This window comes from Streptomyces sp. NPDC024555 (genome assembly GCF_055559335.1).
In genome coordinates this window covers 208,505-220,530 of sequence record NZ_JBVHKV010000013.1, presented here as the reverse complement: position 1 = coordinate 220,530, position 12,026 = coordinate 208,505, and the positions used below count along the sequence as shown (strand labels likewise).

11 protein-coding genes are annotated in these 12,026 nt (G+C 74.2%); all 11 read right to left on the bottom strand.

Features of this window, described 5'->3' with window-relative positions:
- Window positions 1–15 precede the first annotated feature (15 nt).
- The 11 genes from ACZ4FH_RS23905 to ACZ4FH_RS23855 all read right to left on the bottom strand — a co-directional run bounded on the left by ACZ4FH_RS23905 (window position 16) and on the right by ACZ4FH_RS23855 (window position 11,870).
- Window positions 16–681, bottom strand: coding sequence for a helix-turn-helix transcriptional regulator (locus tag ACZ4FH_RS23905; protein ID WP_467307205.1), 666 nt, complete (start codon window positions 679–681; stop codon window positions 16–18).
- 36 nt (window positions 682–717) lie between these two features.
- Window positions 718–2,046, bottom strand: coding sequence for a class II 3-deoxy-7-phosphoheptulonate synthase (locus tag ACZ4FH_RS23900; RefSeq protein ID WP_467307203.1), 1,329 nt, complete (start codon window positions 2,044–2,046; stop codon window positions 718–720).
- 36 nt (window positions 2,047–2,082) lie between these two features.
- On the bottom strand, window positions 2,083–2,676 hold the full coding sequence (locus tag ACZ4FH_RS23895; RefSeq protein WP_383648428.1) for an anthranilate synthase component II: 594 nt from the start codon (window positions 2,674–2,676) through the stop codon (window positions 2,083–2,085).
- Complete coding sequence (locus ACZ4FH_RS23890) at window positions 2,673–4,262, bottom strand: anthranilate synthase component I family protein (RefSeq protein ID WP_467307202.1); 1,590 nt, start codon at window positions 4,260–4,262, stop codon at window positions 2,673–2,675. Before ACZ4FH_RS23890 ends, ACZ4FH_RS23895 begins: the two co-directional genes overlap by 4 nt.
- Before the next feature lie 62 nt (window positions 4,263–4,324).
- A complete protein-coding gene (locus ACZ4FH_RS23885; protein WP_467307296.1) occupies window positions 4,325–5,260 on the bottom strand; it encodes a TauD/TfdA family dioxygenase in 936 nt (311 codons plus the stop codon).
- Window positions 5,261–5,389: 129 nt separating this feature from the next.
- On the bottom strand, window positions 5,390–5,932 hold the full coding sequence (locus ACZ4FH_RS23880) for a YbaK/EbsC family protein (protein ID WP_467307201.1): 543 nt from the start codon (window positions 5,930–5,932) through the stop codon (window positions 5,390–5,392).
- A complete protein-coding gene (locus tag ACZ4FH_RS23875; protein WP_467307199.1) occupies window positions 5,919–6,137 on the bottom strand; it encodes an MbtH family protein in 219 nt (72 codons plus the stop codon). The genes ACZ4FH_RS23880 and ACZ4FH_RS23875 overlap by 14 nt, the downstream gene beginning before the upstream one ends.
- 71 nt (window positions 6,138–6,208) lie before the next feature.
- Window positions 6,209–7,198 carry a 2,3-diaminopropionate biosynthesis protein SbnA gene (gene sbnA / locus ACZ4FH_RS23870; protein ID WP_467307198.1) on the bottom strand — a complete coding sequence of 330 codons (990 nt, stop codon included), beginning with the start codon at window positions 7,196–7,198 and terminating at the stop codon, window positions 6,209–6,211.
- Window positions 7,199–7,239: 41 nt separating this feature from the next.
- Entirely contained in the window at window positions 7,240–8,265 is a 1,026-nt protein-coding gene (gene sbnB, locus ACZ4FH_RS23865; RefSeq protein ID WP_467307197.1) for a 2,3-diaminopropionate biosynthesis protein SbnB, read from the bottom strand.
- Between the two features lie 38 nt (window positions 8,266–8,303).
- Window positions 8,304–9,308 carry a TauD/TfdA family dioxygenase gene (locus ACZ4FH_RS23860; protein ID WP_467307196.1) on the bottom strand — a complete coding sequence of 335 codons (1,005 nt, stop codon included), beginning with the start codon at window positions 9,306–9,308 and terminating at the stop codon, window positions 8,304–8,306.
- 51 nt (window positions 9,309–9,359) lie between these two features.
- On the bottom strand, window positions 9,360–11,870 hold the full coding sequence (locus ACZ4FH_RS23855) for a non-ribosomal peptide synthetase (RefSeq protein WP_467307195.1): 2,511 nt from the start codon (window positions 11,868–11,870) through the stop codon (window positions 9,360–9,362).
- Between the last annotated feature and the right edge of the window lie 156 nt (window positions 11,871–12,026).

Sequence of the window (12,026 nt, the reverse complement as noted above, 5' to 3'; positions counted from 1 at the left end):
CGGCCGTCGCCGGTCTCAGGCGGCCGCCGCGAACTCCCCGGGGGCCGGTACGGCACGGGCCTCCAGATAGCGCAGCACGGCCAGGACCCTGCGGTTGTCGCCGCTGCCGCCGGGGATGCCGAGCTTCCCGAAGACGGCGGCGACCCGCTTCTCCACGGTGCCCTCGGAGATGCAGAGCCGGGCCGCGATCGCGGTGTTGGTGCGCCCCCGCGCCATGAGGGCCAGCACCTCGGCCTCCCGCACGCTGAGCGAGGCGAGGTCCCCGGCCGCCGCGCCGCCCCCGGCGGCCGGATCGAGGGCCCTGCCGCCCGCCGCGATCCGGGCCAGGACGGCGACGACCCGGTCCGCGTCCGTCATCCCGGCCTCCAGCTGGTGGCCGAGCCCCGGACCGCCGGCCTCCAGAAGGGCGGCGGCCGTCCGGGGGTCGGGGGTCCGGGACCAGAGCAGCACCCCGGTGCCGGGGCGGCGGCGGCGCACCGCCAGCGCGTCCCGGACCGCGTCGCCGCCTCGCGCCGGGGCCGCCGCCGCGGAGACGAGCAGCACATCGGGGCGGTGGGCGGCGGCGAGCGCGGCCAGCGCCCCGGTGTCGCGGCCCGCGGCCACGTGGTGGCCGAGACCGCCGAGCAGCTGGGCCAGTCCGGTCCGCAGGACCGGGGAGGGTTCGGCCAGCAGGAGACGCATGGGGTTCACATCCTTCACCGGGCACCGGGGCGCGGGTCAGCGCGAGCGGTAGCTCTCGGCAATGAGAAACGCGAGGTCGAGGGATTGGCTGCGGTTCAGCCGGGGGTCGCAGGTGGACTCGTAGCGTGCGGCGAGATCGTCGAAGCGCAGCCCGTCGGCGCCGCCCACGCATTCGGTGACGTCGTCGCCGGTGAACTCCAGGTGGACGCCGCCGGGGTGGGTGCCGAGCCCGTGGTGGACCTCGAAGAAGCCGGTGATCTCCTCGACGACGTCGTCGAAGTGCCGGGTCTTGTGGCCGGTGGGCGCCTCGAAGGTGTTGCCGTGCATGGGGTCGCACACCCAGGCCACGGGCGCGCCCTCGGCGGTGACCTTCTCCACCAGGGTGGGCAGCCGGTCGCGGACGTTCCGGGCGCCCATGCGCACGACGAAAGTGAGCCGGCCCGGTTCGCGCCCCGGGTCGAGCCGGTCGATCAGGGCCAGGGCCTCGTCGGCCGTGGCGGTCGGGCCGAGCTTCACGGCGACGGGGTTGTCGATCCGGGAGAAGTAGTCGACGTGGGCGCCGTCGATGTCCCGGGTGCGCTCGCCGATCCACAGCAGATGGCCGCTGGTCGCGTAGGTGCGGCCGGTCTCCGGGTCGGTACGGGTGAGGGCGTCCTCGTAGTCGAGGAGCAGCCCCTCGTGGCTGACGAAGAACTCCACAGCCCGTGCGATGCCGGCGTCGGCGCCGCAGACCTTCATGAAGGTGAGCGCCCGGTCGATCTGGTCAGCGAGTTCGCCGTAGCGCTCCCCGGCCGGGGAGCCGGAGACGAAGTCCTGGTTCCAGGACTGGGCCTGGTGCAGATCGGCGTAGCCGCCGGTGGTGAAGGCGCGGACCAGGTTGAGGGTGGCCGCGGCGGCGCGGTGCATCCGCTGGAGACGGTGCGGGTCGGGGGTCCGCTCCCCGGGGGTGAAGCCGAAGCCGTTGACGGCGTCGCCCCGGTAGGCGGGCAGGGTCGTGGCGCCGCGGGTCTCGGTGGGGCGGGAGCGGGGTTTGGCGTACTGGCCGGCCATTCTGCCGACCTTGACGACGGGGACGGAGGCCGCGTAGGTGAGGACCAGCGACATCTGGAGCAGGGTGCGCACCTTCCCCCGTACGGCGTCGGCCGTGGCCTCGGCGAAGGTCTCGGCGCAGTCGCCGCCCTGGAGCAGGAAGGCTTCTCCCCGGGCCACGGCGGCGAGCCGCCGCTTGAGGAGTTCGCATTCGTCGGCGACGACGAGCGGGACGGCCGCGCCGAGTTCGGCGCACACCGCTTCGAGGGCGGCCGGATCGGGCCAGTCGGGCTGTTGTGCGGCGGGCAGTGCGCGCCACAGGTCCTGGTACACCACGGGACTACTCCTCGGTGGGATGAAGGGCGGAAGGGGTCAGGAGACCGGCGCCGGCACGGACCGGCGGACCTGTTCCAGGAAGTTCGCCATCAGCCGCATGCCGCCGACGGTGGTGATGCTCTCGGGGTGGAACTGCACGCCCTCGACGGGAAGTTCGCGGTGGCGCAGCCCCATCAGGGAGCCGTCGTCCTCGGCGTGGGCGGTGGCCGTCAGCGCGGGCGGCAGCGGGTCCTCGACGACGAGCGAGTGGTAGCGGGTGGCGGTCATCGGCGCGTCGAGCCCGGCGAACAGGCCGGTGCCGTCGTGCCGGACCGGGCTCGTCTTGCCGTGCTTGAGCAGACCGGCGACCCCGACCCGGCCGCCGTGGGCCAGGCCGATCGCCTGGTGCCCCAGGCAGATCCCGAGCAGCGGCACCCGGCCGGAGAAGGTGTGCACCAGCTCCACATGGCCGGAGTCCGCCGGATGCCCGGGGCCGGGCCCGAGCACCACGGCGTCCGGGAGGCGGGCGGCGAGCCGCTCGGGCGACTCGGAGCGGGCCCGGACGACGTCGGTCTCGGCGCCGAGACCGCGCAGGTACTGGTCGATGATGTGGGTGAAGCTGTCGTACGCGTCCACCAGCAGGATCCTCACCGGGCACCGCCCTGCCCGGACGCGGCCGGGGCCGGTTCCTCCGCCGCCGGGGGCGGGGCCAGTTCCTCGCCGGTGAGCGCCCAGTACGCGGCGCCCATCTTGTGCAGGGTCTCGCGCCACTCGGCCTCCGGGGAGGAGTCGGCGACCACACCCGCGCAGCTCTGCGTGGAGTAGACCGCCCCGTCGCGCACGATGGTGCGGATGCAGAGCGCGAACTGCCCCCAGCCGCGCACGTCGACGAGGCCGACGGCCCCCGCGTACATCCCGCGCGGCTCGCTCTCCAGGTCCTCGATGATCTCCATGGCGCGGATCTTCGGCGCCCCGGTCACCGTCCCGGCGGGGAAGGTGGCCCGCAGGGCCGCCCAGACGTCGGCGCCCGGGGCGAGCCGCCCCTCCACGGTGGAGACGAGGTGGAAGACGTGGGAGAACTTCTCGACCTCCATCAGCCGCCCCGCGGTCAGCGTCCGCGGCTCGCAGACCCGCCCGATGTCGTTGCGGCACAGATCGACGAGCATCACGTGCTCGGCCCGCTCCTTCTCGCTGGCCAGCAGCGCGGCGACGCGCCGCCCGTCGGCCCCGGGCTCGCCGCTGCGCCGGGTGGTGCCCGCGATGGGCCGCATCACGAGGCGGTCGCCCTCGATGCGGAAGAGCAGTTCGGGGCTGGCGCCGATGAGCGTGGTGCCGGCGTGCGGGACCAGGTACATGTACGGCGAGGGATTGCGGTCCCGCAGCCGCCGGTAGGCGTCGACCGGGGTCAGCGGGGTGGTGACGTCGATCCGGTGCCCGATCTGGATCTGGTAGATGTCGCCGACCCCGATGTGCTCCAGGCAGCGGGCGGCCCGCGCCAGGAAGGTCTCCCGGTCGGTGCTGTCGCGCACCTCCAGCGGGGCCGGTGCGGCCGGGACGGGCTCCTCGGCGGCCGTCGCGGCGGTACGGGCCGCCGCCACGACGTCGAACGGGGTGGGCGGGGGGAACTCCTCCGCCCCGGCCGAGAAGTGCAGCGCCCGGCCGGTGCGCGTGTCGTAGCGGACGGTGTTGCGGTAGAGCGCGAGCACGCAGTCCGGTCCGGGGGTGCCGTCGCGCTCCGGCAGCTCCTCCAGATGCCAGGCGGTGCCGTAGCCGAGGGTGGCCAGGAAACCGAAGACGTAGTCGTCGGCGGGCTGCGCGGTGTGCAGCGTGAACAGGTTCTGGGCGGCGCCGAGCAGCTCCAGGGCCTGGCCGGGCCGCTCGACGCGGCGCGACCCGGCGGTGTCCGGGCCCATGCCGAGCCCGTCGGCCAGCGCGAGCAGCGCCTCGGCGACGCCCCCGGTCCCGGTGACGGTGACATGCCCCGGGTGGACGCGGATCTCGGCGAGCCGGTCGTAACCGATCACCGCCGAGGTGCAGTCCTCCTGCGGGCCCTGCGGGGACTCCAGCAGGAAGACGTCCTCGCCGTAGGTCTCGCGCAGAACGGTGAACAGGTCGAGCGGGCGGTGGTCCGGGAGGAGCGTCTCCTCGATGCGGACATGGATGACGGGCGGTCCCGCGGACGGTGACCGGTACCCCGGGGCGGCGGGCGCGACCGGGGTCTCCAGCAGTGTGGTCAAGGCTTCTCTCTTTCCGTGCTCTCGGGCGGGCGGGTGGATCGGGCGGGCCCGGGACCGGCCGCTCAGCCGATGACGTAGCCGTCGGCGTGCCGCAGACCCCGGGAGCGGCGCAGGTCGGTGAGGACGAAACTGCGCTGGAGCCAGCGGTCGTTGCCGTCGTAGCGGGGGCGGAACGCGGTCCGGCCGTGGACGGCGACCCGGTTGTCGACGATCGCCAGGTCGCCCGGTTCCAGCAGGGCGGTCCGCGCGGTCAGGTCGAACAGCTCCTGGAGCTCCAGCAGGGCGCGCCCGGCGCGCGGGGTCAGCGGCTCGGTGGCCGCGAAGTCGACGCGGACGTCCGGGTCGTCGGGCGCCCCGAACAGCACGGCGTGCGCCTCGGTGGAGCCGGCGCCCGCGCCGAAGGACGGCGGGGCGGCGGTGCGGAACTCCTGGCTGAACAGCGCCTCACGGCCGTCCGCCGAGAGCAGCGGCAGCACCTGGCGGGTGCAGCCGGTGCGCAGTCCGGCGACGCGCTCGTGGTCGGCGCGCAGGCACAGCAGCATGACGAAGTCGGGGCGGTGCGGGTGGAAGGCGTTCTCGGTGTGGAAGGTGAGCAGCACCGAACCGGCGTTGCCCTGGAAGTCCTCCTGCCCCGGCACCGGGACGACGTCCTGGACGAGCGCACCGCCCTTCTCGGGCCGGAACGCCGCCGGGTCGCCGAGCCCCGCGGCGACCATCAGCAGCAGCGCGGCGGGCAGCCCCGCGGTGCGCTGCACGGAGCCGGCGGCGGCCGGGGTGGGCGGCAGCTGCGCGGCACCCACCGGGAGGCCGCGCACCAGGAAGGTGCCGGTCGGGCCCGAGTCGCGGCGGAACTCCCGCAGGGCGCGCCGGAGTTCGGCCGGCAGGTCGGACCAGGCGTCCCGGGCCGCGGCGACCCAGTCCCGGTCGTCGACGCGGTCGCCCGCGGACCGTTGGAGGGTCCGGGCCACGTCGGCGACGGCCGGGGCCCGGTGGGTCATGTCGGCCACGGGGATCGTGGCGGCGGTGGAGTGGATGGTCGCTGTCATCGGTGGATCGCCTTCCTGGTGGTGCGGGTCCGTGCTTCGGTGGGGCGGCGGGTTCGCGGTGCGTGGCGCGGCACGGCGGGCTCACGCGGCCCGTGCGACGGCCGGGGCGGTGCGGTGGTCCGTGCTGCCGGTCCGGTCCGCGATCCCGGCCACCCGGGGCCCGGCGAGGGCCCGGTAGGCGTGCGCGGGGAGCGCGACCGACTGGTCGAGCCGGGCGGCGTTGAACCAGATCTCGTCCTCGTCGAGCAGCGCGGGGTCCACGACCACGTCCAGGTCCGGGTGGAACGAGAAGGGCACGATGGAGCCGCTGACGCAGCCCGTGAGCCGTTCCGCGGTGGCCCGGTCGGCGAAGCCCGCCCGGACCCCGCCCGCCACCGCGCACACCGCGCCGAGGTCGACGCGGTGGTCGCCGCGCACCACGGCGAGCACGTACCGCCGCTGCTTGCCCGGCAGGGCCACCCGGATCACCAGGGACTTCGCCGCCTGCCGCAGGGAGTGCCCGCGCAGCAGGCTGGCCAGGTCGGTCGCCCCCTGCGGCGGGTGGTCGAGCATCCGGTACGGGTGGGGCGCGGACGCCAGCAGCTCCATGAGCCGCGCCCGCGCCCGGGGGCTAGACGTGGGCACGGGACATCGCCTCGGCCACCGAGCGCGGACGCATGTCGGTCCAGTGCTCCTCGATGTGGGCGAGGCTCTCCGCGTGGCCGCCCTCCTCGCGGGCGACCCGCCAGCCGGCGGGCACCTCGGCGAAGGCGGGCCACAGGGAGTACTGGTCCTCGTCGTTGATCAGCACGAGGTAGCGCCCCTCGGTGTCCTCGAACGGGTTGGTCATGACGCACTCGCTTTCCGCCGTACGGACGTCTTCCGTACGGCTGTCGATACGCAGGGGTCGTGAAAGAGGGGTCAGGCGACGGCCTGTTCGGCGACGTCCTGGGTCTCCAGGGCCTCGTTGCCGTAGATGTCCTGCACCCAGTTGCTCTGGTAGACGGTGTCCAGATAGCGCTCGCCCAGGTCGGGCGAGAGGGTCACCGCGGTCGTGCCGAGGCGTTCGGCGTCGTGCTCCTCCAGCCAGGCGGAGGCTCCCGCGACGACGGTCCCGGTGGAGCCGCCGAAGAGGAAGCCGCGCGCGGCCAGCCGGTGGCACATCCGGACGGTGTCGGCCTCCGGGACCAGCACCACCTCGTCGATGTACGTCTCGTCGAGGATCGGCGGACGCACCCCCGCGCCGAGTCCCGGAATCATCCGGGTCCCCGGCGGGGCGCCGAAGGTGACCGAGCCCACGCTGTCCACGGCGACGACGCGCACCCCGGGCCTGCGCTCCTTGAACCAGCGGGCGCACCCCATCAGGGTGCCGGTGGTGCCGGCCCCGACGAAGAGCACGTCCAGGCCGGGGAAGGCGCGGGCGATGGGCGGCGCGGTCCAGCGGTAGTGGGCCCGCCAGTTGTCCGGGTTCATGTACTGGTTGAGCCAGACGTGGCGCGGGTCGGCGGCGCACAGGGCGCGCACCCGGTCCAGCCGCGCCCCGAGGAATCCCTCCTCCGGGTCGGGTTCGGTGATGATGTGGACATCGGCCCCCAGGGCCTCCATCAGCCGCCGCGAGGAGAGGTTGCAGCGGGAGTCGGTGACACAGAGGAAGCGGTAGCCCTTGCTCGCCGCGATCATGCTGAGCGCGACGCCGAGGTTTCCGGACGAGGACTCCACGAGGATCGAGCCGGGTGTGAGGACCCCGCTGCGTTCGGCCGCTTCGACCATGGCCAGAGCGGGTTTGAGTTTGATGGAACCGGAGAAATTGAATCCCTCGCACTTGAGGAAGAGCGAAGTGCCGAGAACCGACCTCAGATCGATGTAGAGGTCGTCCTCGTTGAATTCCTGCGGAGCCGAGATGATCGGCACGCTGCCTCCCGCGTTCGGGCGTGGACGTGAAGGCGGAAAGGTCAGCCGTAGCGGCTCATGTCATGGAAGAAGCCGTCGACGACCGCCAGTTCCCCCGAGGCGCGCACGGTGTCGTAGACGTGTCTGCCGACCGCGAGGTCGAGGACCCCGAGACCGAACGGCGAGAAGATCACCGGCCGGTCCGTGGCCGGCTCGACCGCTCCGGTGAGCACGTCGTGGAGGGTGCCGTGCACGAAATCCCTGTTCCCGGTCCGCTGTTCGGCCAGGTGCAGGGAGGTTTGGGCCTTCAGACAGTGCTCGACGTCGTCCACGATGTTGGTGGCGCCGAGCACGACGTCGGGCGACAGGTCACGGAGCGAGATGTGCAGCACGAGGGGGTTGTGCGCGAACCAGGCGCTCTCGGTGACGTGCGGTTGTCCGGCGACGGTCGCGAAGACGACGACGTCGCAGGAGCGGATCAGCTTCTCGGCGCTGTCGTGCACGGTGACGGCGCCGTTCGTCCCGGAGCGCTCCAGGTACTGGGCGAAGCCCTCGGCGTGTTCGCGCGAGAGGTCGAAGATGCCCGTCTCGTCGAACTCCCAGCCGGTGCCCGCCAGATAGCCGTGCAGATAGCGCGCGATGAGCCCGACGCCGAAGAAGCCGATGGTGCGGGGGCGTTCGCGCCCCCGGGTGAGGGCGTCGGCGGCGAGCGCGGCGGAGGCCGCGGTCCGGGTGGCGCTGATGATGGAGCTTTCGAGGCAGGCCAGCGGGTAGCCGGTCTCCGGGTCGTTCAGGACGAGCACGGCGGAGGCCCGCGGCAGGCCGGCCGCCACGTTCTCCGGGAAGCTCGATATCCACTTCAGTCCGTCGACGGGGGCGTCCCCGCCGATCGAGGCGGGCAGCGCGATGATCCGCGACGACGGCCGGTCGGGGAAGCGCAGGAAGTACGAGGGCGGGTTGACGGTGCCGCCCTCGCCGTGGGTGCGGTAGGCGGCCTCCACGATGTCGACGACGTCCTGGTGCCGGTCGCCGAGGACGCGGTGGACCTGGGCTCCCGGGATCACGGCGAAGGTGGGACTGGGTGTCATGCGGGGCTCTCCCGTGGGTGCGGACGGTGGTACGGAGGTCAATGGGGGTCCATGACGTGTCCGGGGAGCCAGGCCGGGTTGCCGAGGATCACGACGATCTCCCGTTCGCCCCGGTACTCCTCGCGGCTGTGCGCCATGCGGATGTTGTCGACGAGCAGCACGTCGCCCGCCTGCCAGGGCTCGCGCCGGGTGGCGTCCCGGTAGGCGTCGTTGACCGTGGCGATCTCCTCGGCCGGGATCGGGGTGCCGTCGCCGTACGCGGTGGTGAAGGGCAGCGAGTCGGGCCCGTACACCTCGGTCAGGTACTCGCGGATCATCGGGTCGAGGGTCAGCTCGTTCAGGAAGGCGATCTGGTTGAACCAGAGCGGCGTCCCGCTGACCGGGTGCTCGCGGACCGCGGAGCGGCGCTGGCGGGTGCGGAGCGCGCCGTCGTCCAGCCAGGTGTGCTCGATGCCGGCGGAGGCGCAGTAGGCGGCGACCCGGTCCGGGTCGTCGGTGCCGAAGGCCTCGGTCCAGGCGACGCCCACCTCGCGGTAGGTGCGGGTCAGCTGCCAGCCCTCGCGGGCGAAGCGGTCGACGAGCCCGGCGGGCAGGGCGCGCAGCACCTCGTGGGCGTCGGCGACCGCGGTCGCGCCGCCCTCCGCCGGGGCGGTGAGGCAGCCGAAGAGCGCGAGGGCCGGCACCTCGGCGGCGTAACTCAGCTCGTGGTGCATGCACATCGGCTCGTCGGGCGGCCATTCGGAGGAGCCCTGGACGCCGGGGCGGTAGCGGCGGCGGGCGGCGAAGCGCTCGCGCTCCTCCATCGGGTCGACGCCCAGCGCGCGGGCGACGGCCTCGACGGCCTCGGGCGAGTCCACGGCCAGGCCGCGCAGCAGCACGGCGCCGTGCTCCGCGACGGCCCGCAGGACGGTGGTGCGGTGCTCGGCGGCCCAGCCGGCCGCGTCGTCGGGGGCCGGGACGCGCACCACGGCGACCTGGCCGGGCGGCGGCGCCGGTACGGGACCGTGGCCGGTCTCCGCGGTGGCTTCGAGTACGGACGTCATCTCTGCGGGTCTCCCTCGGTGACGGGTTGCGCGGTGTCGTACGGCTGCGGCTCAGCCGGCGGCCGCGGCGGGAACGGGGGCGGGGGCGGCGGTGGCCGCGCGGTCGGCCCGGCGCCGGTCCAGCAGGGCCGCCAGATCGCGCAGGACCGGGGTGCCGGCCAGTTCCCTGACCGTGACCAGCCGTTCCAGGGCGATCGCGAGGCGCACGGCGGTCAGCGAGGTGCCGCCGATCTCGAAGAAGTGGTCGGTGCGGCCGATGCGTTCGACGGGCACCTTGAGCACCTCCGCCCAGAGCGCGGCGAGTCCGGCCTCGCTCCGGGTGCCCGGGGCGCGGTTCCCGGCGTCCGCCGGGGTGTCCGGGCCGGTGAGGGCCCCCTCCGCCTCGCGGGCCAGGGTCGTGCGGTCGGTCTTGCCGTTGGCGGTCAGGGGCAGCGCCGGGCGGTGCTCCAGCCGGGCGGGGACCATGTAGGAGGGCAGGATGTCGGTGAGCCGGGCCCGGACGGCGTCCGGGCCGGGGGCGTCCGCGCCGGTGTAGTACCCGACGAGGGTGCGGGCCTCGCCCCGGCCGGCCGCGACGACCGCGCCGTCGCGCACCCCGGCGACCTCCAGCAGCCGGTTCTCGATCTCGCCGATCTCGATCCGGAAGCCCCGGATCTTCAGCTGGGCGTCGCGCCGGCCGTGGAACTCCAGCCGCCCGTCCGGCATCCAGCGCCCGAAGTCGCCCGAACGGTAGAGCCGTTCGCCGGGCCGGTGTGGATCGGGCAGGAACGCGGCCCGGCTGCGCACCTCGTCGTTCACGTACCCGCGCCCGACGCACACCCCGGAGAACACGATCTCGCCGGGCGAGCCCAGCGGCACCGGCCGGAGCCGCTCGTCGACGACGTACACCCGGACGTTGCGCACGGGCCGGCCGAGCGGCACGGAGGGCCCCTCCGGGGCGCGCCGCATGACCTCGTGGTTGGTGTCGTCGCAGGTCTCGGTCAGCCCGTACGCGTTGCACAGGACGACCCCCGGGAAGGAGGCGAACCAGCGTTCGGCCAGCTCCTTCTTCAGCGCCTCGCCGGTCGCGGAGACCGCGCGCAGCGCGGGCAGGGCGGTGCGGCCGTCCTCGTCCAGATAGGTGAGGAGGACTTCCAGATAGGACGGGACGAGCTGGGCGACCTCGACCCGGCCGGCCCGCAGCGTCTCGACGCACCGGCCCACGTCCAGGATCGCCTCCTGGGGGACGAGGTGCGTGGTGCCGCCGGTCACCAGCGCGGCGACCAGCTGCCACAGCGAGATGTCGAAGCACTGCGGCGCGGTCTGGGCGACGATGGTGCCCTCGGTGATGCCCAAGTCCTCGATCTTGGCGAGCAGATGGTTGACGAATCCGGCGTGTTCGCAGACCGCGCCCTTGGGTTCGCCGGTGGAGCCGGAGGTGAAGTAGAGGTACGCGGCGGCGTCGGCGCGGACCGGGAGGCCCGGGTCGGTGTCGGGCGCCTCGTCGGGCAGCGCGTCGAGGTGGGTGACCACGGGCGCGGTCCCGGCCTCGGCGACGGCCCGGTCCAGGGCGGGGCACGCCCCCCGGGTGGTGAGCACGGTGTGGCAGGCGCTGCGGGTGAGCACCGCGGCGATCCGGGCGGCGGGGAAGTGCGGCTCCACGGGGAGGTAGACGCCGCCCGCCTTGAAGACGCCGATGACGGCGGCCAGCCAGTCCAGATCGCGTTCGGTGACGACGGCGACGACGTCCTCGTCCCACAGCCCCTCGTACCGCAGCGACCAGGCGATCCGGTTGGCCCGCGCGTTCAGCTCCGCGTACGTCAGCGCACGGCCTTCCAGCACGGCGGCGACGGCGTCGGGGCTGGTCCGCACCCGCTCCTCGAAGAGTTCGTGGAACCGGCGGTCGGGCAGCTCCCGTTCGGGCCCGGCCAGTTCCTCGGTCTGGTGGCGGACCTCGGCGGCGGAGAGCAGGGACCGTGCGCCGTGCGGGGCGTCCGGGTCCTGGGCGGCGCGCTCCAGCGCGGTCAGGTAGTAGCCGGCGATCCGGGCGGCGGCGGACGCGTCGAGGGCGTCGGCGCGGTGGCGTACGACGAGGTCGCCGCCGTCCGTCCGGACGTCGAGGACCGTGCCGGCGGGCACCGGTGCGGTGGCGTCGCCCCCGGGGAGGGTCACCAGGGCGTCGAAGAGCGGTCCGTCGCCGGGGGTGGCGGGGACGGCGTCCGCGTACCGGGCGAGGGCGGCGGCGCCGTCCCGCGCGGTGGCGAGGAGCTCGCCCCAGGTGCCGTCCCCGGTGTGGAGCCGGACCGGGAGGGCGTCGTGGCCGGGCTGCCGGCAGCCGGTGACGGTCTCGCTGTCACCGGTCAGGGCGGCGACCACCTTGGCGTGCGCCGCGAGGAGCGCGGGGCCCGTGACCGGGATGCCGTCGAGCGGCGCCCGGTGCTCGGCGGGTTCCGCCGCGCCGTCGTCCGGGCGTGCGCCGGCGGCGTTCCAGCGGGGCAGCGGGGTGAAGCCCCCCGCGCCCAGCACACCGCGCCAGTACTCCCGGCCGGCCTCGCCGGCATTGTCGTCCGCGCACCGCTTCACCTGCGTGCCTCCGCTCGACGTACCCGTCGGTTCCGTGAGCCGATGGCCGACTTCACGTTGATGACGGGAACACTAGGGAGGGGCCTTATCGGGGGAGTATCGGATCTTTCTCACCGCCCGTGACGGCCGGAGGGCGCCGCTCAAGGGCGTGCGGAC

Bases quoted from the DNA above. Each gene is read 5' to 3' on its own strand.
- ACZ4FH_RS23905 (WP_467307205.1), bottom strand. From the start codon at position 681: ATGCGTCTCCTGCTGGCCGAACCCTCCCCGGTCCTGCGGACCGGACTG.
- ACZ4FH_RS23885 (WP_467307296.1), bottom strand. From the start codon at position 5,260: ATGACCCACCGGGCCCCGGCCGTCGCCGACGTGGCCCGGACCCTCCAA.
- ACZ4FH_RS23875 (WP_467307199.1), bottom strand. From the start codon at position 6,137: ATGACCAACCCGTTCGAGGACACCGAGGGGCGCTACCTCGTGCTGATC.
- sbnB (WP_467307197.1), bottom strand. From the start codon at position 8,265: ATGACACCCAGTCCCACCTTCGCCGTGATCCCGGGAGCCCAGGTCCAC.
- ACZ4FH_RS23860 (WP_467307196.1), bottom strand. From the start codon at position 9,308: ATGACGTCCGTACTCGAAGCCACCGCGGAGACCGGCCACGGTCCCGTA.